At 70.8% G+C, this 23624-nt stretch carries 16 protein-coding genes and 1 pseudogene; 5 read left to right on the forward strand and 12 right to left on the reverse strand.

What is annotated here, in order from left to right; all coding sequences use genetic code 11:
• Nucleotides 1-31: 31 nt before the first annotated feature.
• The 8 genes and pseudogenes from JOC24_RS28980 to JOC24_RS29015 form a co-directional block, all read right to left on the reverse strand.
• Nucleotides 32-442: a DUF1428 domain-containing protein gene (locus JOC24_RS28980; protein WP_205023374.1), complete on the reverse strand. Its 411-nt coding sequence runs from the start codon at nucleotides 440-442 to the stop codon at nucleotides 32-34.
• Between the two features lie 288 nt (nucleotides 443-730).
• Complete coding sequence (locus JOC24_RS28985; RefSeq protein ID WP_205023375.1) at nucleotides 731-1303, reverse strand: S1 RNA-binding domain-containing protein; 573 nt, start codon at nucleotides 1301-1303, stop codon at nucleotides 731-733.
• A gap of 46 nt (nucleotides 1304-1349) precedes the next feature.
• Nucleotides 1350-2472: pseudogene (locus JOC24_RS28990) on the reverse strand (IS630 family transposase).
• Between the two features lie 83 nt (nucleotides 2473-2555).
• Entirely contained in the window at nucleotides 2556-3008 is a 453-nt protein-coding gene (locus JOC24_RS28995; RefSeq protein ID WP_205023376.1) for a DUF6003 family protein, read from the reverse strand.
• A gap of 237 nt (nucleotides 3009-3245) precedes the next feature.
• Nucleotides 3246-5069 carry a SpoIIE family protein phosphatase gene (locus JOC24_RS29000; RefSeq protein ID WP_205023377.1) on the reverse strand — a complete coding sequence of 608 codons (1824 nt, stop codon included), beginning with the start codon at nucleotides 5067-5069 and terminating at the stop codon, nucleotides 3246-3248.
• 186 nt (nucleotides 5070-5255) lie between these two features.
• Nucleotides 5256-5480, reverse strand: a complete 225-nt coding sequence (locus JOC24_RS29005) for a hypothetical protein (RefSeq protein WP_205023400.1) — start codon at nucleotides 5478-5480, stop codon at nucleotides 5256-5258.
• On the reverse strand, nucleotides 5477-6148 hold the full coding sequence (locus tag JOC24_RS29010; protein ID WP_205023378.1) for a CoA transferase subunit B: 672 nt from the start codon (nucleotides 6146-6148) through the stop codon (nucleotides 5477-5479). The genes JOC24_RS29005 and JOC24_RS29010 overlap by 4 nt, the downstream gene beginning before the upstream one ends.
• Nucleotides 6148-6918 carry a CoA transferase subunit A gene (locus JOC24_RS29015; protein ID WP_205023379.1) on the reverse strand — a complete coding sequence of 257 codons (771 nt, stop codon included), beginning with the start codon at nucleotides 6916-6918 and terminating at the stop codon, nucleotides 6148-6150. Before JOC24_RS29015 ends, JOC24_RS29010 begins: the two co-directional genes overlap by 1 nt.
• A 128-nt stretch (nucleotides 6919-7046) precedes the next feature.
• Here JOC24_RS29015 and JOC24_RS29020 point away from each other — a divergent pair, with 128 nt between their 5' ends.
• The 3 genes from JOC24_RS29020 to JOC24_RS29030 all read left to right on the forward strand — a co-directional run bounded on the left by JOC24_RS29020 (nucleotide 7047) and on the right by JOC24_RS29030 (nucleotide 12061).
• Entirely contained in the window at nucleotides 7047-8711 is a 1665-nt protein-coding gene (locus tag JOC24_RS29020; RefSeq protein WP_205023380.1) for an IclR family transcriptional regulator domain-containing protein, read from the forward strand.
• Between the two features lie 284 nt (nucleotides 8712-8995).
• Nucleotides 8996-11176: a transketolase gene (gene tkt, locus JOC24_RS29025; RefSeq protein WP_205023381.1), complete on the forward strand. Its 2181-nt coding sequence runs from the start codon at nucleotides 8996-8998 to the stop codon at nucleotides 11174-11176.
• A gap of 144 nt (nucleotides 11177-11320) precedes the next feature.
• Nucleotides 11321-12061, forward strand: a complete 741-nt coding sequence (locus JOC24_RS29030; RefSeq protein ID WP_205023382.1) for a hypothetical protein — start codon at nucleotides 11321-11323, stop codon at nucleotides 12059-12061.
• Nucleotides 12062-12100: 39 nt separating this feature from the next.
• Here the strand turns inward: JOC24_RS29030 and JOC24_RS29035 are convergent, their stop codons facing one another.
• The 4 genes from JOC24_RS29035 to JOC24_RS29050 form a co-directional block, all read right to left on the reverse strand.
• The gene (locus JOC24_RS29035) at nucleotides 12101-14959 is read right to left on the reverse strand and encodes an NHLP bacteriocin export ABC transporter permease/ATPase subunit (RefSeq protein ID WP_205023383.1); all 2859 of its coding nucleotides are present in this window, start codon (nucleotides 14957-14959) and stop codon (nucleotides 12101-12103) included.
• Nucleotide 14960: 1 nt separating this feature from the next.
• Nucleotides 14961-17234: an NHLP family bacteriocin export ABC transporter peptidase/permease/ATPase subunit gene (locus JOC24_RS29040; RefSeq protein ID WP_205023384.1), complete on the reverse strand. Its 2274-nt coding sequence runs from the start codon at nucleotides 17232-17234 to the stop codon at nucleotides 14961-14963.
• Nucleotides 17231-18037 carry an HlyD family efflux transporter periplasmic adaptor subunit gene (locus tag JOC24_RS29045; RefSeq protein ID WP_205023385.1) on the reverse strand — a complete coding sequence of 269 codons (807 nt, stop codon included), beginning with the start codon at nucleotides 18035-18037 and terminating at the stop codon, nucleotides 17231-17233. Before JOC24_RS29045 ends, JOC24_RS29040 begins: the two co-directional genes overlap by 4 nt.
• 82 nt (nucleotides 18038-18119) lie before the next feature.
• Complete coding sequence (locus JOC24_RS29050) at nucleotides 18120-18347, reverse strand: hypothetical protein (protein WP_014157700.1); 228 nt, start codon at nucleotides 18345-18347, stop codon at nucleotides 18120-18122.
• A 755-nt stretch (nucleotides 18348-19102) separates the two neighbouring features.
• Here JOC24_RS29050 and JOC24_RS29055 point away from each other — a divergent pair.
• Together JOC24_RS29055 and JOC24_RS29060 are read left to right on the forward strand one after the other, a co-directional pair.
• Entirely contained in the window at nucleotides 19103-21805 is a 2703-nt protein-coding gene (locus JOC24_RS29055; RefSeq protein WP_374104539.1) for a cellulose binding domain-containing protein, read from the forward strand.
• 119 nt (nucleotides 21806-21924) lie between these two features.
• Complete coding sequence (locus JOC24_RS29060) at nucleotides 21925-23607, forward strand: FAD-dependent monooxygenase (protein WP_205023398.1); 1683 nt, start codon at nucleotides 21925-21927, stop codon at nucleotides 23605-23607.
• Nucleotides 23608-23624 lie beyond the last annotated feature (17 nt).

Consider the following 23624-nt stretch of genomic DNA (forward strand, 5'->3'; position numbering starts at 1 on the left):
CCTGACAGGGCGAACGTTGCTTGATGCGGCACTAGCGTTCGTCCGGCAGGCTCATCGCGATCTCGAAACTCTCGGCGACCAGGCGGCGCCCGTCGAATACGGGGTCCTCGTCGAGCGTCGCGAGGACGCGCGGGTCCTTCGTGGCGGCAGCACTTCCCCTGTCGCGGACATCCCGTGACGGCCACTCCGTGATGGTCACGACGACCGACTCCAGATCCGACGCACCCATCATGCTCGCCAGTCCCCGCAGTTCTCCCGGGCCGTAGGAGACCCCGTCCGCATGAAAGTCGTCCTGGCTGACCGGAGTGCCCGACTGCCAGTGGTCGGTGATCCTGGTCGCCCCGTACTCGCGGTAGACGTCGGCCATCCGCCGCGAGAACGCCAGGTAGGCGGCCTTACGGTCACTCCGGACCGGAACGATGGTGATGTCGGCGAACGTCATCCGTGCCCCTCGCGTCGAGTGCTTCTACGGTCGGCGTGCGGCCCGCCGCCCTGATCACAGCCGGCTCACCTGTCCACGTTCCGACAAGCCTGCCACGCAGCCGGCGACACTCGACCGCCACCGACATCGCGTGAACGGATCAGTTGTCGGACAGGCCCTGAGGTCTGTCCCGCCCTTGGCTAGTGCTGTGACCGCAAAGGTTCACCGGCCTGGGGCGTGTGTCTTCCTTTGGCTGAGCATACGTTCAGGAGCACTCGCGCAAGGGAACGGTCGCAGGAACGCAGCGCGTCACACGCCGGCGGATGAGCTTTGCCGTCGGGAGAGGGATAGCCTGCGTCGCTCTCGGTCGACCTCGGTGACGACCACAGTGATCGCGTCGCCGACCTGGACGACATCTGATGGAGTCTCCACCGGTGTCCAGGCGAGCTCGCGCAGGTGAACCAGCCCCTCGATTCCGTCGGCGACCTGGACGAAGACGCCGAACGGGATCAGCTTGGTGACCTGGCCAGGCAGTTTCTGCCCCACCGCGATCCTGTCGGCGAATACCTGAAAGGGGTCCGGCTGTGTGGCTTTCAAGGACAGTCTGGCCTCCAGGTTCCATGTGTCGAACTGGAGGAACTCGCATGAGACGCGCTGCCCGACCTGCACGACGTCGGTGGCTGCCTCGAAGCGTTGCCAGGACAGTTCAGCGAGGGAGATGAACCCGACGCCGGGGAAGACCGGATGGTCGGGTCCGTCGTCCAGCGCTACAAACACACCGAACCGTTCGATCGCTGTGACGGTGCCGGAAAGGAACTCGCCGCAGTGCAGTGACTCGAGGAACGCCCAGAGTTCTGGGTTCTCAGACGGTCCGCCCATCATGCTCCCAGCCTTTCACGCGGAGCTGCGCACTGGGTAGGAAGTGCGCTCACGCTGCGGTCTTGAGGGGACGTCCGCCCCAGCGGATGCCTGTCTCGCTGCGGATGCGGGCGCGTTCCTTGCGTGCGGCGGCCAGGACGTCACGGTGGCGGGCGTTGGCGTTGCGCCAGCGCAGGTAGGCGTGCAGGGCCCGTGTCTGGACGGTGTGGTTGGGGTGGTGGGAGTTGGCGATGGTGAACTGCCGCAGCGGTCCGAAGTGGGCTTCCGGGTTCGCCCAGGATGCATAGGTCGGGGTGAAGCACAGCTCGACCTTGTTCTTCCCCGCCCAGCGATAGATGCCGGCGCCTTTGTGGGCGGACAGGTTGTCCAGGATCACGTAGATCGGGGCGCCGTCGGGCCGGGCGGCACGGATCGACTTCAGCGCGGCCAGCGTGTTGCCGGGACCCTTTCTGCAGCGGTTGACGCCCCACAGGCTGTCGTCGCCGACCGAGTAGCAGCCGTGGAAGTACCGCACGCCGTGGGTGCGGTGGTAGGTGGCGGGCAGCCGGCCGGGGCGCTTCTGCTCGGCCCATCCCGAGCGAGCCCGCGGTGGGACGGATCCCGAGCGGGCCGAACTCGTCAAAGGCGAAGCCCCGGTCGGGGAAACGGTCGAGGACCTCCTCGATCCGGTCCAGCTTCGCCTCGCGGTCGGGGTCAGGGGATTCCTTCCACGTGTTGGTGCGCTGGAAGGTCACGCCGCGGCGAGCGAGCAGGCAGCGTAACGCCTCGCGGCCGATCCGGATCACATGGCCGTGGACTTTGCGCAGGTAGGCGACGCGCTTGCGCAAAGACCAGTGGGTGAAGGGCTGGCCGAGTTTGGTCGGGCGGGTGGTGGCCGTCTGGATGACGAAGTCTTCCTCTTCAGGACTGAGTTGGCGGGGACGGCCTCCCGCCCACCGAGGGTCCAGGCAGGCCAGGCCGGTCTCGTTGAAGCGGTGGATCACGTCCCGGACGGTGTCCTCGTCGGCCTGCACCAGCTGGGCGATCACGGGCACCCGGTTTCCGCCGGCCGAGGCCAGCAGCATCGTCGCGCTCCTGTAGCGCACCGAGCTGGTACTGCCCCGGCGCACGATCTGCTGCAGCTTCTGCCCTTCCTGGTCGGTCAGTCTGCGCACGCGGACAGGCTCGGCCACCGCACCTCCAGCGGTCGGAACGGACGTCACCCCCCATCCAACCGCCGCGATCACCAAACCGGCCAACCTATGTGGTCAGAGCACTAGGGGGCGTCCGAGGCTGCCGAAGGCCGCGCCTGCGCGAGGCCGCCGATCTCCTGCGGGGTGAGACCGGTGAGGTGCACGATGCGCTGGGCCGGGATACCGGCGGTGAGAGCGCGGTGCACGAGCGCCTCCCAGTCCTCGGTCGTCTCCCGGAAGCCCAGAAGCTCGGCCTCCAGATCCGCGATCGCCGTCGGAGCGCACTCCCGCTGAACCCGCAGCGCCTCCTCCTCGCTCAGGGGGACGGGCAGGCTCTCGGCGTCTGCGGGGATGAGCGACTCCGCGTCGGCGGGAAGGATCCTGACCTGCTCGGAGGCGGCGGAAACCCCGTGCGCCTGCAGCCATGCGTGCACAGCAGGCGTCTCCGCACACGCCGGTGCGCCCACTGCTGCGAGAGCGGCCCCTACCCTGGGGTGGCCGTCGGGGAGCAAGAACAGGCGAGCGTCGTGGTCCATTGCACAAAGCTACCTTCTCGAGCGGAGCGCGACGAAACCCGGATACCGGGGTTTCGTCGCGCTCCGCTCGGCCGGGCCGGCTGCACCGGGAGCGCGTGAAGGACGGCGGGACGGCCGACTCCCGGGAAACCGCCGGGTGTTCGTGGCAACCGGGGCGGGGAGGGAGTGCGACGCGGAGGCCCGGGGCCCGACCGGCGGAGGGGTTCCCGGTCTTCGTTGCCACAGCCGGTCATGGCCTCAGGCCGGTTCGGAGGTGTCCCTCACGGGAGCGTCCTCGACGCGGGAGCCGGGCGCTCCGCGGTTGGAGGCCGCCGGGCTGTGCGCGTGCTGCGGCGGAGCCTCCTCGTCCTCCGAGCCCACGCCCGCCGCCGGGGTGCGCAGGACCAGCAGGGCTACATCGTCGCCACTGGGGTTGATGCGGGCCAGGAGTTCGTCGAGGAAGTCCTCGACGTCACGGTCCGCCAGGGCCGCCGCGTGCCGCCGCAGCGCGTCGAGGCCGGCCTCGACGTCACGGGTACGGCTTTCGACGAGCCCGTCGGTGTAGAGCAGGAGCGTCGACCGGGGCGGCAGGTCCGCGTGTGCGTCGGGCCACGTCAGCCCCAGGTGAAGGGCCGAGCTGAGGCCGAGGAGTGGGCCGTGACCGGCTTCCAGGAACCAGGCGCGCCCGTCGGCGGTGACGAGCAGGGGCGGTGGATGGCCTGCGTTCACCCATCTGAGCTGCCACGGCCCGCCTTCCGGGCCTTCGATGCGTGCGAAGACGCAGGTGGCCATGGGGGCGTCGCTCGTGTGGGTCATCGCCTCGTCCAGACGGCGCATGATCAGGCTTGGAGGCTCCGTACGGTCCCAGGCCAGAGCACGCAGCATGTTGCGGACCTCGGCCATGTGGGCGGCGGCCTTGAGGTCGTGGCCGACGACGTCCCCGATGACCATCGTCAGGACGCCGTCGCTGAGGAGGAAGGAGTCGTACCAGTCCCCGCCGATCTCGGCGGCGCTCTCGGCCGGCCGGTAGCGGGCCGCCATCGTGAGGTGGTCGACCTGCGGCAGAGGGGTGAGGAGTTGGCGCTGCATGGTCTCGGCGACATGGCGCTGCTGCTCGGACAGCTCGGCGGCTTCCATGACGAGACCGGCGCGGCGCGCGATGTCGGACAGCACGAGGACCTCGGCCTCCGAGTACGACGCGTCCGGAGCGACGCGGGCCACGGTCAGCGCGCCGAACACCTGCCGCCGGGTGTGCAGGGGCACCACGACGGCGCAGCTGCCTCCCAGCCGGTCGAACAGCTCCCGGTGGGCGCCCGCGAGCGGGCTGTCCGGCTCCTCCTCGAGGGAGTGGGCGTCCAGGAGGACCGGCTCGGCGCTCCCCAGCGCCTGCACGGCTGCCGAGCGGGTGGACTCCGGCCATGACGGCAACGGGCCCGTGAGCGCTTCCGCCGCCTCCTGATCGCCGGCGGTACGGACGGTGACGCGTTGCAGCTCACCAGTCTGCTCCGCCGTACGCACGTCGATCGCGGCCCAGTCGCCCATGTCGGGCACGAGCAGTCCGGCCAGTCTGTCCAGCATCTCCGGCGTGTCCAGGGCGGAGATGAGGGCCGTGGAAACCTCCGCCACCATCGTCAGCCGGGCGGTGAGCCCCTCCAGGGCGGCGAGGTAGGCCGCGGTCTGGTCGGCCGCGTCACGGTGCAGGCTGAAATCGTGGAAGACGACCACCGCGCCTTCGAAACGCCCCTCGTGCCGCAGGGGTGTGGACGCCCAGATGACCGGGACGACGCTGCCGTCCCCGCGAAGGAGGAGTTCCTCGCTCCCCTCGGCCGGCCGGCCGCTCTCCAGCACGGTCAGCGGACCGTACTCGCTCCGCGGGACCTTGCCGCCGTCCCGCCGGCGGTGCAGCAGATCATGCATGTCGCGACCCAGGATCTGCTCCTGCGAAAGGCCCAGGAGCTGCTCGGCGCGCGGATTGCACGCGGTGAGCCGGCCGGTGGCGTCGGCGACGAAAACCCCTGCCCCCAGGCTGTCGAACACCGAGCGAATGAAGCCGATCTCCAGCGGCCCGTCCGTCGATCTCATCGGGCCGCCCTCGTTGACCTCGCGCGGACCGTTCCGCCGGTGCCCGCCCTCGCCGCGCCCTTTGGACCACCCGGCGGCGGCATGTGCACGAACGGCATGTCGTCCGCTGCCGGAAACGCGGTCTGGGCGGTCATGCGCTCATGCCTTCCGCTTCGTGGTCGGAGCCGCGCCCGGTCGCCCGGCGACTCAGGCCGGACGGCGCCCGAGGCACCACAGCCTCTGTTCATCATTCATCCGGCGCCCTCTTTCCGCCGCTCGGGAGGGCTCACCGCCGCCGGGTTCGGCTTGCCAGGGGCTCCGCCGCCCGGGAAGGCCCGCGCACCGGCCGACCTGCGCGAGTGCGCCGTTGTACCTGCCGATCAGGGTGCGGACGGCGTCGACGACGTACACGTCGCGGGGACGGAAGCTCATGACGTGATCTTTTCGGCGGTACGCACGGCGGTACGCACGGCGGTACGGACCGGAGCGGCGGTTCGCTCCAGGACCTCGGCGGCACTCACTCCGGGGGCGGTCTCCACCAGGACCAGGCCGGCGTCGGTCACGTCGAGCACGGCCAGGTCCGTGATGACGCGGTGGACGCACGCTCTGCCGGTCAGCGGCAGGGTGCACTCCTCGACGATCTTCGGGCTGCCGTCCTTGGCGGTGTGCGTCATGGTCACGATGACGCGCCGGGCCCCGTGCACGAGGTCCATGGCGCCGCCGATGCCGGTCACCAACTTCCCCGGAACCGCCCAGTTGGCGAGGTCCCCCCGGGCCGAGACCTCCATGGCCCCGAGTACGGCTGCGTCGATGTGACCGCCGCGGATCATGCCGAAGGAGAGAGCCGAGTCGAAGAACGACGCCCCCGGCCGGACGGTCACCGTCTCCTTGCCCGCGTTGATGAGATCGGGATCGACGTCCTCGTCGTACGGGAAGGCGCCGGTGCCCAGGATGCCGTTCTCGGATTCCAGGACGACGTGTACGCCCTCGGGCAGGTGGTTCGGGATCAGCGTCGGCAGCCCGATACCGAGGTTGACGTACTCGCCGTCGCGCAGCTCCGCGGCCGCCCTGGCGGCCATCTCGTTCCGGTTCCAGGCCATCAGACCCGTGCCTCCCGCTCCGTGACCGTCCGCTTCTCGACCTTCTTGTCCACGGCCTGTCCCGGGGTCAGCGCGACCACCCGCTGCACGAAGATGCCCGGCAGGTGCACGTGGTCCGGGTCGATCTCGCCCGGCTCGACCAGTTCCTCGACCTCCGCGACGGTGATGCGGCCCGCCATGGCGGCGAGCGGATTGAAGTTGCGAGCGGACTTGTTGAAGACCAGGTTTCCGTGCCGGTCGCCCTTCGCCGCCCTGACGAGGGCGAAGTCGGTGCGGATGCTGTGCTCCAGGACGTATTCCGTGCCGTCGAAGTCGCGAACCTCCTTGGCCGGGGAGGCCACGGCCACGCCGCCCCCACCGTCGTAGCGCCAGGGGAGGCCGCCTTCGGCGACCTGCGTTCCCACGCCTGCGGGGGTGTAGAAGGCGGGTATCCCGGCCCCGCCGGCCCGAAGCCGTTCGGCCAGCGTGCCCTGCGGGATGAGCTCGAGCTCCAGCTCGCCCCCGAGGTACTGACGGGCGAACTCCTTGTTCCCGCCGATGTACGAGCCGGTCACCCGGCTGATCCGGCCGGCCGAGAGCAGCACCGCGAGGCCGGAGTCCATCGCTCCGCAGTTGTTGGACACGACTCCGAGCCCGCCGACACCGCTCGCGTACAGGGCATCGATCAACACGTTCGGCACGCCGCTGAGGCCGAAGCCCCCCACCGCCACCGACGCGCCGTCCGGCACGTCGGCGACGGCCAGCGCCGCCGACGCGACCACCTTGTCCATGGAACCGACCATCCTTGAGTGTTCGCATGGTGAAATTTATTTCACTATGATGCTGTGAGTCTGCCGCCCGGATCGGAGCCCTGTCAACGGGGCCAGGGAACCTCCGGGCGCACCCGACGGGAGAACAGATGCCACCGACCAGTCCCGACCGGCCAGGCGCGCAGCCCCCCGCGGAGGCCGTCGCCCCGCTCATGCGCGGCATCTGCGTTCTGCGCCGGCTGACCGACGCGGACGGCTCCCTCAGCCTCAGCGACCTGGAACGCGCCACCGGACTCGCCCGCTCGACCGTCGACCGCGTCACGCTGACCCTCGCCCGCACGGGATACGTGCGCCTGGACGGCCGGACCGTCACCCTCGCACCGCGCCTGATGGAGCTGGGCAACGCCTATCTGTCCTCGGTCCGCATCCCCGGCCTGCTCGGCGACCTGGTGGACGCCCTCGCCGACGAACTCGACGAGTCCGTGTCGCTGGCGGTGCCCGACGGCGAGGACATCCGCTTCGTGCACCAGGCCACCCGGCGCCGCGCGATGTCCCTGAGCTTCCGCATCGGTGACCTGCTGCCCGCGGAACGGACCGCCCCGGGCACTGTCTTCGCCACTGTCTGGGGGCCCGAGCAATGGCACGCATGGCGGGAGAGGTCGGCCGCCGACCCCGACGGCACCGGCTACCCGTCCCTGCCGCGGCGCCGCCGCCCGTCGGACGAACCCTTCGAGGACCGCGTCGACGCGGCGCGGGCCGACGGCTGGGCCCTGGACGACCAGCTCATCGAACCCGGTCTCCTCGCCCTCGCCGTACCCGTACGGCACCCCGCCGGAGGCATCGCGTGCGTGCTCAGCGTCGTCAGTCACACCAGTCGGCACAGTGCGCAGGGCCTCCGCGACAGCCTGCTGCCCCGGCTGCGCGATGCCGCCGCGGCCATGGAGAGCCGGCTGCGTGACGCCCCTCCCGGCGGCACCGAACCGACCCCGGGGTCCCTGGCCTCATGGACGGCCGCCTCGAAGCAGGAACTGGGGCGGGAGTTCGTCGAGTCCCTCGCCAGGGGACTCACCGTCATCACCGCCTTCGGCGACACCGGCGACGCCCTGACGCTCAGCGCCGTCGCCCGCGCCACCGGTCTGTCCCGCGCCTCCGCGCGCCGCGCCCTGATCACCCTCGAACACCTCGGTTACGTGGCGGTCGACGGGCGCGGACACCGGCTGACCCCCCGTGTCCTGGCGCTCGGATACCCGCCGCTCTCCCGCGTCACCCTGCCGAGGATCGCGGAACCGCACCTCGTCGCGCTGGCAGGGCGGATCCACGAATCCACGTCCCTCGCCGTCCTGGTCGACGACTCGGTGCAGTATGTGGCGCGTGCCGCCACCCACCGCATCATGAACGTCAACATCACCGTCGGCACCCGATTCCCCGCCTACGCCACCTCGCTCGGCCGAGTCCTGCTCGCCGGCCTGCCCGCCGCCGGACTGGGGCCCCTCCTCGACCACGCGGAGCTGCGCCCGCTCGCCCCCCACACCCTCACCCGCCGTGCCGCACTCGAAGCCGTGCTCGAACGCGTGCGTGCCGAGGGATACGCCCTGGTCGACGAGGAGCTGGAGGCCGGCCTGCGCTCGATCGCCGTACCCGTGCGGGACCGGACCGGCGAAGCGGTCGCGGCCATCAACGTCGCCATGCACAGCAGCAGCCGGACGATCGACGAGTGCCTCGAGTACGTGCTGCCCCTACTGCGCCTCACCGCAGGGAACATCGAGGCCGAACTGCACACCGCGGCCCGCTTCGCCCGGGTGGCCACGGTGTGATCCGGGCCGAGGAGCGCCCCGGCCCGGCCCCTGTCGGACCGGCCGGTGACGGGAGCGGGGACCTGCCCGCGACGGCACGGGCCTGTCGCGCACCGACGTGGGTAGGCGACCGTTCGACGGGCCGCGCGCTCGTCACCCGCTCCGTCCGGGCGCGGGAGGCCCTGCCGCACCGCCGGGCCCGCTCCGGGTGCGGAGGGCGACGCGGGAACGGAGGATGCGAGGGTGGCGAGCCGGGCCGGCCGGCCCCTTCGTACCGAGAAGCGACATCCGAGGGAGACAACACCATGGCGCCCGAGCGATCCTCTTCCGGCAGCACCGCACCCCGCGACCCGGGGCTCGCCCTTCCCGTGGCCGGCCGGGCCGGGTGGAGCGAGGTGGACCTGCGCGCGGTGGACACCGTAAGGGTGCTCGCCGCGGACGCCGTCCAGAGGACCGGCAACGGACACCCCGGTACGGCGATGAGCCTGGCCCCGCTCGCCTACCTGCTGTTCCAGCAGGTCATGCGGCACGACCCCGCCGACGACCAGTGGCTGGGCAGGGACCGGTTCGTCCTCTCGTGCGGCCACACCAGCCTCACGCTGTACATCCAGCTCTACCTCGCCGGCTACGGCCTGGAGATGGACGATCTCAAGGCGCTGCGGACCTGGGACTCGGCGACCCCGGGCCACCCGGAGTACCGGCACACCCGCGGCGTCGAGATCACCACGGGCCCGCTGGGCCAGGGGATGGGCGCCTCCGTCGGGATGGCGATGGCGGCACGCCGGGAGAGGGGCCTGCTCGACCCGGACGCCGCGCGGGGAACCAGCCCCTTCGACCACCACGTGTACGTGCTGGCGTCCGACGGCGACATGATGGAGGGCGTCGCGTCCGAGGCCGCGTCGCTGGCCGGTCATCAGCGGCTGGGCAACCTGATCACCTTCTACGACTCCAACCACATCTCCATCGAGGACGACACCGACATCTCCTTCAGCGAGGACGTGCCGGCCCGTTTCGCCGCCTACGGATGGCACGTGCAGACCGTGGACTGGACACGCACAGGCGACTACGTCGAGGACGTCGACGCACTGCTCGCCGCGATCGAGGCCGCGAAGGCGGAGCAGGACCGGCCCTCGCTGATCATGCTGCACACGATCATCGGCTGGCCGGCCCCGACGAAGCAGAACACCGGCAAGGCCCACGGGGCTGCCCTGGGGGACGAGGAGGTCGCCGGAACCAAGCGGCTCCTCGGATTCGACCCCGAGGCGCACTTCCCCGTCGAGGACGAGGTCCTCGCCCATACACGAGCCGTGGGCGAGCGGGGCAGGGACGCCCGGAACCGCTGGCAGCGGACCTACGAGGAATGGCGCACCGCCAACCCGGAGCGTGCGGCCCTGCTGGACCGGCTGCGGGAACAGGAACTGCCCGACGGCTGGACCGACTCCCTGCCCGACTTCCCGGCCGACGCGAAGGGCATGGCCACCCGCAAGGCGTCCGGCCAGGTACTCACCGCTCTCGCACCGGTCCTGCCCGAGCTGTGGGGCGGGTCCGCGGACCTCGCGGGCAGCAACAACACCACCATGGACGGCGAGCCCTCCTTCGTCCCCACCGACCGGCAGACGACGGAGTTCGCCGGAGGCCCCTACGGGCGGACCCTGCACTTCGGAATCCGTGAGCACGCCATGGGCGCCGTGCTCAACGGCATCGCGCTGCAGAGTCTGACGCGCCCGTACGGCGGCACGTTCCTCACGTTCAGCGACTACATGCGTCCCGCGGTCCGCCTCGCAGCCCTGATGAAGCTGCCCGCCACCTACGTGTGGACCCACGACTCGATCGGACTGGGCGAGGACGGCCCCACCCACCAGCCCGTCGAGCACCTCGCCGCCCTGCGCGCGATCCCCGGCCTCGACGTCGTACGCCCCGGCGACGCCAACGAGACCACCACCTGCTGGCGGACGATCCTTGAGCACACCGACCGCCCGGCCGGTCTCGTCCTGACCCGGCAGAACCTTCCTGTGCTCGACCGCGCGGACGGTGTCCACGCCCCGGCCGAGCGGGCCGCCCGCGGCGCCTACGTCCTCGTGGAGGCATCCGGAACAGCCCCCGACGTCATTCTGGTGGCGACGGGGTCCGAGGTCCACATCGCTCTCGACGCCCGCAAACTGCTGGTAGACGAAGGGCTGGCCGTCCGCGTGGTCTCGATGCCCTGCCGCGAATGGTTCGCCGAGCAGCCGCTGTCCTACCAGGACGAGGTACTGCCGCCCGACGTACGCGCCCGCGTCAGCGTCGAGGCCGCCGTCGGCCAGGGCTGGCGCGAGGTGGTCGGCGACGCGGGCCGGATCGTCAGCCTGGAGCACTACGGCGCTTCCGCCGACTACCAGCGGCTGTACGACGAGTTCGGCATCACCGCCGAAGCGGTCGCCGCAGCGGCACGCGCCAGTATCCGCGACGCGGTGGAGCCCCCGAGGCCGGGCGGGCGGAGGACCTGAGAATCCGGGCGGCAACCGGATCCAGCCGGACATGACGCCCCTGATCCCCATCTCCCGGATCACCCGCCGCCCGCCCGGGACGACGAGTCCGACGAGGTGACAGCCGTACCGGCGGATCACATCCAAGGGCTTACGCTCCCGGGCATGACCAAGTTCTTCGTCACCGTGTGCCTGCCTCCGACCGCTCCCCGGAAGCTTCCACGGGCGATAGCCGCCGCCATGGCGCCCTACGACGCCAACCTCACCGAGGGATGGAATCCGGTCGGCCACTGGGACCGGTGGGCCATTCACTCCAGCCCGGGCAACGCCTACCTCGTGATGCCGCAGCACGACGGCGACCGCAGGCTCGTCACGGCCTCGACCGTGCCTCGCAGAAAGGCCGCGCTCGACGCCCTCGGACCGCTGGAGTGCCACGGCGGGCCCCGGGGTCTGCTCGATTTCGACCGTATGCGGGAACGAGCGGCGAGCACGCATGACGCCCTGCTCGCCGCTTGGACCGAGCTGACCGCTGCACACCCCCCGGCCCGGCCGCTCTCCGACTTCGCCGCCCGCCACGACGCCGAGCCCGGGAGGTACTCCTTGGCGGACGCCAGGGCGGATCACCTGGCCCAGCCGCTGGTGCAGGACGTGGCACGGCGGGCGGTCGCGGGAGACCCGCACTTCGACACGTCGTTCCTCACCGGCGACCCGGTCGCGTACTTCGCGCAGGAGCACGAGGAAGCACGGCTGTGGGCGGTCCGGTGCGCCGTGCCCGGCTTCGCACTTGTCAGGCTCGACGGCTCGTGGGCGGACGCGGACACGGACGGCCACTGGGAACGGGCCAACCGCTATCTCGACGGCCTCGACCCCGAGACCGTCGTCCTCGACCTGCTCTGTCACTCCTGAGCCGCACCACCGGCCCGAACCGCCCGGCGGAGCCCCTGACTAGCCCATCTGACGCCGCACCAGCTCATGGAGCTGCCCACCCGTGTCCGCGAGGAGCTGAGCGGGCGGCCCCTCCTGAACCACACGGCCCTCCGCCATGACGATCACGCGATCGGCGTCCATGACCGTGGACAGCCGGTGCGCGATCACGACACGGGTGGCCCGCAGGGACCTGGTGCTCTCGATCACCGTGCGCTGGGTCTCGTTGTCGAGGGCGCTGGTGGCCTCGTCGAAGAAGAGGATGCGGGGACGCCGCACCAGCGCCTGGGCGATCATCAGCCGCTGGCGCTGCCCACCCGATATCGAGCCGCCGCCGGAGATCATCGTGTGCAGCCCCATCGGCATGCGCTTGATGTCCTCGGCCAGCCCCGCCATGGCCGCGGCCTCCCACGCCTCCTCCTGGGTGAAGACCTCGGCGCCGCAGATGCAGTCCAGGATCGATCCGGAGAGCGGCTGTGCGTTCTGCAGGACGACCCCGCACTGGCGGCGCACCGCCGCCTGGTCGAGCGCCGTCAGATCCTGACCGTCGTACAGGACACTGCCCGAGACCGGCTTGTCGAAGCCGATGAGCAGTCTCAGCAACGTCGACTTGCCGCATCCGCTGGGGCCCACGATCGCGACGAACTCGCCCGGCCGTACGGTCAGCGACACCTCGTCCAGGACGACGGGACCCTCGTCGGAATAGCGGAACGACACACCCCGGGCCTCGATCTCCCCGGCCAGCGCGCCCGGCTGGGTGCTGGCGCCGCGAACCTCGGGTGCCTCGTCGAGCACCGGCTTGATCTGCTCGAACATCGGCAGCACGGCGGCGGCCGACACGAACGCACCGGTGAGCTGGGTGACGGCGGTCAGCAGCATCGTCACGGACGTGTTGAAGGTCAGGAACTCGCCCGCCGTCAGGGAGCCCCGGGCCGGGCCCGCCAGCAGGACGAAGATGATCAGTGAACACAACGGCAGATAGACGGCGTTGAGCACCGTCGTCATGTTCTTGATCCGGCCCGCCCGCTTCTGCAGCTCACGGCTGCGGGCGAATTCCGCCGCCCATGCCCCGTACGCGAAGCTCTCAGCCGCCGCGACCCGCAGCTTGGGCAGTCCGCGCAGGGTCTGGAACGCCTGGTTGTTCAGCTTGTTGCCCAGCACGACCAGCCTGCGCTGCCAGCGGAGCTCCCACATCCCCATGACGAGGAACACTCCGGCGATGACCACCAGCATCGCGACGGCCGTGAGCGCCAGCGGAACACTGAACCAGAGCAGAAGTCCGAGATTCATCACCCCGAGCGTGCCCGCCTGCACCACGACGGGACCGGTGCCGGACAGCACCCGGCGGATGGAGCTCACCCCCATCGCCGCACTCGCCAGCTCTCCGGTGGAGCGCCCGGTGAAGAACTTCGTCGGCAGCCGCAGCAACCGGTCCCAGACCGCGGGCTGGAGCGTGCTCTCGATCCGCCCCTCCATCCGCAGGATCGTGAGGTTCTGCAGCAGCATGAACGCCGCCGAGACGACACCGGAGATGATGACCGCCAGCGACACCTGCACGATCAGCGCGTTCTGGGCGTTGGGCACGTACACGCCGAGCACTCTGCCGGTGGCGATCGGCACCAGTGAACCCAGCGCCACCGTGACCAATCCGGCCATGACCAGGTTCCGCAGGTCGCCCCGCGTGCCGAACAGACCGAAACGCAGCAGCTGCCGCCTGCTCAGGGGCTTCTCCGGCAGCGGCCGGTAGAACATCACCGCGCGCTCGTCGAACTCCTCGGCGCAGGCGCTGTCGACGCGGGAGCGCCGTCCCGTCAGCGGGGTGACCGCCTCGTAGCGGCCGCGACGCCAGAGCAGGGCGACCGGCGCTCCGGACGCCGCCCGGCGGCCCACCAGCGGCCCGGAGTTCTCCCGCCACCAGCGACCGTCGAGCCGCACCGCGCGGGTGCGGACACGCGAAGCGACCGCGACGCGCTCGACCGGGTCGATCCGATCGCTCACCGCCCCGCCCGTCGCGGGCTCCGCGAGGACGATCCCGGAGTCCCGGGCCACCAGACGGCAGGCCGCGTACACCGCGTCGTCCGACGCCCCCTTCGCCGGCGAGGTGCCCCTCCCGGACCGGCCGATCGAGGTGAGCAGCGCGTGGTCGGCCTCCTTGCGGACCGCCTCGCCGGCCTCGAGGCCGGCGGCGGTCCGGTCCTCGTGGGCACGCTCCAGCTGTTCGATCCAGCGGTCCAGTGCCGACAGCAGACGGTACTGCTGATTGACCATTCCCTGCCACATCGCCGGGTCGACGAGCAGATCGCCCGCGGCCTCGGCGCTGAACGCCGCACCGTACTGCACACTTCCCGGTGACACCGGCAGCCACAGGATGTCGTCGTCGCCCACCGTTTCGTCGAACGTGGTCCGTCCGTCCAGCGGGGCCTCGAACAGCACACGCTGGCTGCGGCCCACACCGAGCGAGAAGGCGTGTTCCAGCAGGCTGAGCGTGGCGTCCCCGGTGTCGTAGTGGCTGCGGTACTGCCCCTCGTACGCCCCCTGGCCGGTGTACTCGGGGCGGTACAGCTCACGCAGCGGGATCCGGCGCAGCACGCACTCCCGCAGGGGCCGCCCGACCAGGGTGTGCTGCGGGCCCTCGACCGGGCCCAGGACGAGGGTTCCGGGCTCGAGCCGGCCAAGGAAGTGCCAGTGCCCCTGTTCCACCGCGTCCACCGCGAACAGGTCGAGTGCGCCGGCCACGACGAGCCACAGCACCTGGGGCCCTTCCAGCGACAGGCTCCGCAGGCCGGTGCAGTCGAGCGGCTCGCCGAGAGCTCCCAGCGCACCGATGACCGGGTCCTGCCCAGGCGCCTCCGTGCCCGCGAGAGGATGAACGGATGCCATGTCAGTGCTCCCTGACCAGATCGGCGTAGGGGCCACCCGCGGCCACCAGAGTCTCGTGCCGGCCGCGTTCCACGACGGTCCCGTGGTCCAGGACGACGATCTCGTCGCTGTCGCGCACGGTGCTGAGCCGGTGGGCGATCACGACGCACGCACAGCCGCGCCGCCGGAGGTTGTCGATGATGATCCGCTCGGTCTCGGCGTCCAGCGCGCTGGTGACCTCGTCCAGCACCAGGATGCTGGGGCGGCGCACGAGGGCCCGGGCGATCTCCAGGCGCTGGCGCTGCCCGCCGGAGAAGTTCCGGCCGTCCTGCTCGACCCGGCTGTGGATGCCGCGGGGGCGGCGGGCCACGACGTCGTACAGGGCGGCGTCCCGCAGGGCTTCGGTCACGGCCTCGTCCGGGATCGAGGGGTCCCACAGCGCCACGTTGTCCCGGACCGTCCCCTCGAAGAGGAAGACGTCCTGGTCGACGAAGGACACCGACGCGGCCAGAGCGCCCCTGGGTATGTCCTCCAGACGCTGCCCGTCGATGCGGATCGTGCCCTCCCACGGACTGTAGAGCCCGGAGATGAGCCGCGAGACCGTCGACTTGCCGCTGCCGGAACCGCCGACGAGGGCCACCTGCTGCCCCGGACCCACCGAGAGGGAGAAACCGGTGAGCAGCGGCTTGTCGAGCGGGCTGTAACCGAAGGTGATCTCCTCCAGCGCCACATGCCCCTTGAGACGGCGGGTGCTCGCGGCCGGCTCGCGGCGGGAGTACAGCGAGTCCACCGGGAAGTTCTCGACGTCCTTGAGACGGGCCACGTCGGCCGCGAAGTCCTGGACCCGGCCCGCCACCCCGTTGAGCCGGGTGACCGGCGCGGTGAAGCGGGTCACCAGGGCCTGGAAGGCGACGAGCAGACCGATCGAGATGTGCCCCTCGACGGCCCGAAGTCCGCCGATCCACAGGATCAGCGCGCTGTTGACCGTCGCGAGGGCGGGAGCGACGACGCCCAGCCAGGCGCTCGGCACCCCGAGGCGCTGCTGCTCCTCCAGCGTCGTCGCGTGCTGCCCGGCCCACCGGCGGAAGTATCCGTTCTCGCCGCCCGTGGCCTTCATCGTCTCGATCAGCTGGAGGCCGGTGTACGAGGTGTTGGTCAGCCGTGCGCTGTCGGCCCGCAGCTTCTGGGTGCCGGTCGCCCGCAGTCGCACGACGATGCGCATCGCGACCACGTTGAGCAGGGCGATCCCCACCCCGATGACGGTCAGCTGCGGATCGTACGTCCACAGCAGGAACGCGTAGAGCAGGACGACGATGCCGTCCACACCGGCCGCGGTGAGGTCCCGGGCGAGCGTCTCGGCCACGGCGTCGTTCGACTGCAGGCGCTGGACGAGGTCGGCCGGACTGCGCTGCGAGAAGAAGGTGACGGGCAGCCGGAGCAGATGCCGGAAGAAGCGCGCGCTGCCGAGCGTGGAGGAAATGATGCGGCCGCGCAGCAGATTCGCCTGCTGCAGCCAGGTCAGTACGACGGTGAGTGCCACCATCGTGCCCATCGCGGCGAACAGCACGCTCAGCAGGGAGGTCTGTTCCCCAATCATGAACATGTCGATATAGGTACGGCTCAGCGCCGGGAGCGTGGCGCCGACGGCCACCAGCAGCAGGCTGGCGAGGAGGGCTACCAGCATCGTGCCCGTGGTGCCGCGGAGCCGGGCCGGCAGCGCGGCCATGACACCGGGCTTGCGGCCGCCGCGCTCGAAGTCCTCGCCGGGTTCGAGGACGAGGACGACTCCGGTGAAGCTGGTGTCGAAATCCTCGGTGGGCACGAATCGGCGCCCCTTGTCGGGGTCGTTGATGTACACGCCCCGCCGCCCGAGACGGCGTCCCGCGCCGTCGTACACGACGTAGTGGTTGAACTCCCAGAACAGGATCGCGGGCGCCCGGACCTCAGCGAGGGCCGCCGGCTCCATCTGCATGCCCTTGGCCTGGAGGCCGTAACCGCGGGCCGCTTTCAGCACGTTGCTGGCGCGGGATCCGTCACGCGAGACGCCGCAGGCGATCCGCAGTTCCTCCAGCGGCACGTGGCGTCCGTAGTGGGCGAGCACCATCGCCAGCGACGCCGCACCGCACTCCAGGGCCTCCATCTGGAGCACGGTGGGGGTGCGTACCGTCTTCGTCCGCCCGGGCTTCGGTGCCGGGCGCGACCGCCGCCTGTTGCCCGAGGGCCCTTCCGGACGGTGCCTGCCGCGGCCGGCGGGCGGCAGTTGCTGGGCGGTGGGGGAGGGGTGCGGTGCGGTCACGGGAGCAGCCAATCGATCGGGCGCTGGTCGGCGAGACGGACGGAGCCGGTGGCCAGGGTCATGGAGCCGATCGCGTACGGGGGGCCCTCGGCCGAGGACCACCGGTAGCCGGACTCGGTGGAGTCCGAGCGCTCGATCTTCACCAGGACCGCCAACGGCCTGCCGTGCCGGGAGAACTGCTCACCGAGCTGGGCGTCGCCGAGGAAACGGGTGATCTGCTGCTGGGTCTGCGCGGCCCTGCCGACCGCCGTCACCCTGCCGCGCAGCACACCGTACTGCTGGGCGGGCACCGACTGGACGGTGAGGTCGACGGAGGCACCCACCGGCACCGAGGCGGCACTGCTGCCGGACACGTACAGCAGCACGACCAGGGGGTCGTCGACGCCGTCGATCCGCTCGACGCTCGCCACGTCCGCGCCGGTGGTGACCACGGCGCCGATCGTGGCCGTCACCGAGGTGAGCCGCCCCGCGTCGATCGTACGGACGACGCGTTCACCCCGGTCCGTACGGACCTTCAGCAGGGGCGAGTCGCGGGGCAGGGTCTCGCCCTCGTCGGCGAGCACCTCGGTGATCTGCCCGGCGACGGGGCTCTGCAGGATGTAACTGCCGCGGGAGTGCGTGAGGATGCCAGGCGCGTCGAGTGTGCCGGCGACGGAGCCCGTCACGGCCCAGAAGCAGGCGGCGGCCATCACGGCGACCGTGACGCAGAGGACGAGCAGGCCCTGGGGGCGGGCGAAGCGCACCGGAAGGTCGAGCTGTTCTGGCGACTGCAGCTTGGAAAGGGCCTGTTGGCGGAACTGCACGGAACTCTTCCCTCACTGTCAGCGATCGGCACCGAGCCCCGGAACCGACGGGTTCCGGGGCTCGGCGGGGTACTGCCGTGTCTCAGAGACCCGCGGTCAGGCCGGAGGCCAGACCGGTGACCGCGCCGGTGTTCACGCCGGTGGCACCCTCGACGAGACCGGTGACCGAGCCGACGACGCCGGAGACCGGGACGATGCCCTCAACGGTGCCCGTGACGTTGCCGACGAGGCCGCCGACGAGGCCGCCCGAGACGTTGTCGAGGTCGCTGTCGGAGATCTCGGCGGTCTCGACCTGGGGGGTGTAGTTCATGATGAGCAGCCCTTCGTATGGAAATTGCTTACATACGGAAACCCGTACCGCGGCCTCCGCATGGCCCAGGATCAAAGCATGCCTGTGCCTCGTACAGCCAATCGAACTGCGGTGGATCCGTTGTTGTCGCGCTGCTGGATCCGGCTCGCGTGGAGAAGTGTTCATTTCATGACGTCAGATCCTTCACGAGCTTCACCGGAGTAATTCCGCACCGTCGCAACTTCCCGCCCCCCAAGTAGGGCGCTCTCGCCCGAATCCACCTCCTGGGCCATCGGGACCTGCGTATATGTGTCAATCCGCGTGATCGGTGTGCGCACGCCGTGTGCAGGTTTCCCTGATTCGGTGACCCTCTTGATTTCATGTCCCGATGGTGTGAGCCGGCGGAGAGTTCGGGAGGCATCGATATTCACGCGATTGTAAAAGGTGAGCACGACTCGCTTTTCGTGAGAGCCTCTCCGGTGAATGGATGGCGTGTTTATGAAGTGCTTTCCGGGTTCGCGTGCCCGTCCCGTCACGCGAACTCCTGGTCTGTGGAGGAGGTGTGGCGCCGCCCGGTCGGTGGTGGGGGTGGACGCATGCGGCGGGGTCGGTGGTGCGTGAGGGTGCGGCGCGATTCATCCGATGGGACGACTGCGCCACCCTTCTCTCAGGAGGCGCCCGGCGCTACGATCGGGATGCTCTATGGGAGCGCTCCCATCTCTGTGTCAGCCCCGTACCGCCGCTGCGCGGCGTACCAGCTCGGAGAGGACGTTTCCGTGCGCTTCAGCGCCAGACCAATCGCCGCCCTACTGGCGGCACTCGCCCTCACCGCCGGGTTGTCGGTCACCGGCACCCCGGCCGTGGCACGTTCGGCCGAAGAGCCCGTCGCGGCCGAGGCATCGGAGGTGTCCGTCGCTGCGGACACCTACACCTGGAAGAACGCACGGATCGACGGCGGCGGCTTCGTACCGGGCATCGTCTTCAACCGGTCGGAGAAGAACCTCGCCTACGCGCGCACCGACATAGGCGGCGCCTACCGCTGGGACCAGGCGGGCAAGCGGTGGACACCGCTGCTGGACTGGGTGGACTGGGACCGGTGGGGCTGGTCCGGGGTGGCGAGCCTCGCCTCCGACACGTCCGACCCCGACAACGTGTACGCCGCCGTCGGCACGTACACCAACAGCTGGGACCCGACGAACGGAGCGGTCCTGCGTTCCTCGGACCGCGGTGCCTCCTGGAAGGCGGCCACGCTGCCCTTCAAGATCGGCGGCAACATGCCCGGGCGCGGGATGGGGGAGCGGCTCGCGGTCGACCCGAACAAGAACTCCGTGCTGTACCTGGGCGCACCCAGCGGCAACGGGCTGTGGCGGTCCACCGACTCGGGGGTCACCTGGTCGGAGGTGACCGCCTTCCCCAACCCCGGCAACTACGCGCAGGACCCGTCCGACACCAGCGGATACGGCAACGACAACCAGGGCGTCGTCTGGGTGACCTTCGACGAGCGCTCCGGCGGCGCGGGCAGTGCGACCCAGGACATCTACGTCGGGGTCGCCGACAAGGAGAACACCGTCTACCGCTCCACCGACGGCGGCGGCACCTGGTCCAGGATCGCGGGCCAGCCGACGGGATATCTCGCGCACAAGGGCGTACTCGACTCGGAGACGGGCCACCTCTATCTGACGCTGAGCGACACCGGCGGCCCGTACGACGGTGCCAAGGGGCGGATCTGGCGGTACGACACGGAGTCCGGGGCCTGGGCCGACGTCAGCCCCGTCGCGGAGGCCGACACCTACTACGGCTTCGGTGGCCTCTCCGTCGACCGGCAGGATCCCGGAACCCTGATGGCGACGGCGTACAGCTCCTGGTGGCCCGACACCCAGATCTTCCGCTCCACGGACAGCGGCGCCACCTGGACCAAGGCCTGGGACTACACGAGTTATCCGAACCGCTCCAACCGCTACACCCTGGACGTCTCCTCCGTGCCCTGGCTCAGCTGGGGTGCCAACCCCTCCCCGCCGGAGACCGCCCCCAAGCTGGGCTGGATGACGGAGTCGCTGGAGATCGACCCGTTCGACTCGGACCGGATGATGTACGGCACGGGCGCGACGGTCTACGGCACCGAGAACCTCACCTCCTGGGACTCCGGCGGCCGGTTCGAGATCACGCCCGTGGTCGAGGGGCTGGAGGAGACAGCCGTCAACGACCTGGCGAGCCCGCCCTCCGGCGCGCCGCTGCTCAGCGCACTCGGTGACATCGGGGGTTTCCGGCACACGGACCTCGACAAGGTGCCCGCCATGATGTTCACCTCCCCGAACCTCGACTCGACGACCAGTCTGGACTTCGCGGAGACGGCCCCCGGCACGGTCGTGCGCGTCGGCAACGCCGACGCCGCCCCGCACATCGGCTTCTCCACCGACAACGGCGCCAACTGGTTCCAGGGCTCCGAACCCTCCGGGGTCACCGGCGGCGGCACGGTCGCCGCCGCGGCGGACGGCAGCGGATTCGTCTGGAGTCCCGACGGGGCCGCCGTCCACCGCACCACCGGCTACGGCAACACGTGGACCGCCTCCACCGGCATCCCCGCGGGGGCGACGGTCGAGTCCGACAGGAAGAACCCGAAGAAGTTCTACGGCTTCAAGGCCGGAACCTTCTACGTGTCCACCGACGGCGGAGCCACCTTCGCCGCGAAGGCGACGGGACTGCCGGCCGAGGGCAACGTCCGCTTCAAGGCGCTGCCGGGCGCCGAAGGCGACATCTGGCTCGCGGGGGGAGCGTCGACGGGCACCTACGGACTCTGGCGCTCCACCGACTCCGGCGCGACCTTCACCAGGTTCTCCGGCATCGAGCAGGCCGACAGCGTCGGCTTCGGCAAGGCGGCCGCCGGTGCCTCGTACCCGACCGTCTTCGTCAGCGCGAAGATCGGCGGGGTGCGCGGCATCTTCCGTTCCACGGACTCGGGTGCCGGCTGGACGCGCGTCAACGACGACGCGCACCAGTGGGCGTGGACCGGCGCAGCGATCACCGGGGATCCGCGCGTCTACGGCCGCGTGTACGTTTCCACGAACGGCCGGGGGATCCAGGTCGGCGAATCCTCGGACACCGACGGCGGAGGTACGGACCCCGATCCCGACCCCGAGCCGGAGGAGCCCCCGTCGGACGTCGGCTGCAAGGTGACGTACACGGTCACCAACCGGTGGTCCGGCGGTTTCCAGGCCGATGTGACGGTCGCCAACACCGGCAGCGCGGCGTATGACGGCTGGCAGCTCGGCTGGTCCTTCCCGGGGGACCAGAAGATCACCCAGATGTGGAACGCCTCCCCTCAGCAGGCAGGGGCGAAGGTGACCGCGACGAACGTCGGCTGGAACGGCAAGGTGGCCCCGGGTTCCTCGGTGGGCTTCGGCTTCACGGGCACGTCGACGGGCGCCGGTACGGAGCCCGACGCGTTCACCCTGGGCGGTGAGGACTGCGCCGTCGGCTGACGCCCTCGGGCCGGCGCGGGCGGGAGCCGCGCCGGCCCGTCCGGGACCAGGTGCGAAATGGACATACCACCCACGGTGTGCTGCATTGGACTGACCGCATCTCGCCCTCGGAGGTACCCGTGGTGGACGTCGACGTGCTGATCGCAGGGGCGGGCCCGGTCGGTCTGACGGCAGCGGCCGAGCTGTGCCGGCGCGGGATCTCGTGCAGGGTCGTCGACCGGCTCCCGGAACGGCTGCCGTACGCCAGGGCCGTGGGCGTCCAGCCCCGGACACTGGAGATCTGGGACCGGATGGGCATGATCCGCGAGGTCCTGGAGACCGCGGTCCCGATGAAGGGACAACTGCTCTTCGTCAACGGCGAGGAACGGGCCCGGATCGACCTGGAGCTGCCCCCGGAGGTTCCCTACGGCTTCGCCGCTCTCCCGCAGTACGAGACAGAGCGCCTCCTCGAGGAGCTTCTGCGGCGCCGGGGAGGGAGCGTCGAACGCAGGACCGAACTCCGTTCGTTCGAACAGGACCTGGGTGAGGTCAGGGCGGTCCTCTCCACCTCCCCCGGCGGGAGCAGGGAGGAAGTGACCGCCCGCTACCTCCTGGGCTGCGACGGCGCCCACAGCGTCGTACGCAAGGGCCTCGGCCTGTCCTTCGAAGGCGGAGCGCTCCCCGAGGAGTACATGCTGGGTGACGTCGAGGTCGACTGGGACCTGCCGGGCGGGTACGGCGTCCGTTCCACGCACGTCGCCGAAAACGGCCGGACCGACGACCTCCTCGTGTGCATCCCACTGCCCGGCGACGGCCGCTACCGGATGTCGATGCGCACACCACCGGAACTCTCCAGGGTGGGAGGGGCCGATGCCGGCGGGGTGGCGCACGGCCTGAGCGGCGAACAGGGGCCGCTGCCAGGGATCGAACACATCCAGGCGGTGCTCGACCGGTTGTCACCCCGGCCCACGACCGCGACCTCGCTGCGCTGGTCCTCGGTCTTCCGCATCAGCCACCGGATCGTCGACCGCTACGGCGCGGGGCGGGTCTTCGTGGCCGGGGACGCCGCCCACATCCATCCGCCCACGGGCGCCCAGGGCATGAACACCGGGGTCCAGGACGCGTTCAACCTGGCGTGGAAGCTCGCCGCGGCCGTCCGGGGCCACGCGGGTCCCGGACTGCTGGCGAGCTACGACGCGGAACGCCGGCCGGTCGGCGAGGAGGTGGTGGCGCGGACACTGCGCCACGCACGGGCCGGCCTGGGGGCGGAAGCGGAGGACCCCGCGACGATGCTGCTCCGCGAGGCGCAACTGCTCCTCGGCTACCGGGGCAGCCCGATCGTGGGACCGGCCGGCCCGGCCCACGACGGCCCGCCCGAGGACGGCCCGCCCCCGGCCCACGAGGGCCCGGCTCCCGGCGACCGGGCGCCGGACTGCGGTGGTCTCCGGTTCGCGCTGGGCACCTTCCCCGTACGGCTGTTCACCCTGCTGAGGGAACGGGACCACACGCTGCTGCTCTACGCGGACCACGAGGACCAGACCGCGGTGTTCGACGAGGTCGCGGCGGCGGCCCGGAACGCCGGACACGGCATGCTCAACGCCTGTGCGGTGCTCGACTCCGGGGTACGCGCCCCCGCGCTGCGCACACCCGCCGCGCACGACGGCCTCGGCGAGTTCTGCCGTGCTTACGGCGCGCGGGGCGGTGAGGCGTTCCTCGTACGGCCCGACGGTTATCTCGGGCTGTGCGGCGTCCCGGTGGACGGACCGGAACTGCTCGCCCATCTGGCGATGCTCCTCGGGACGTGGAGCGGGGCCCGGCAGTGACGACCGCCGGGCCCCGC

This window comes from Streptomyces sp. HB132 (assembly GCF_016909575.1).
GTDB lineage: Bacteria > Actinomycetota > Actinomycetes > Streptomycetales > Streptomycetaceae > Streptomyces.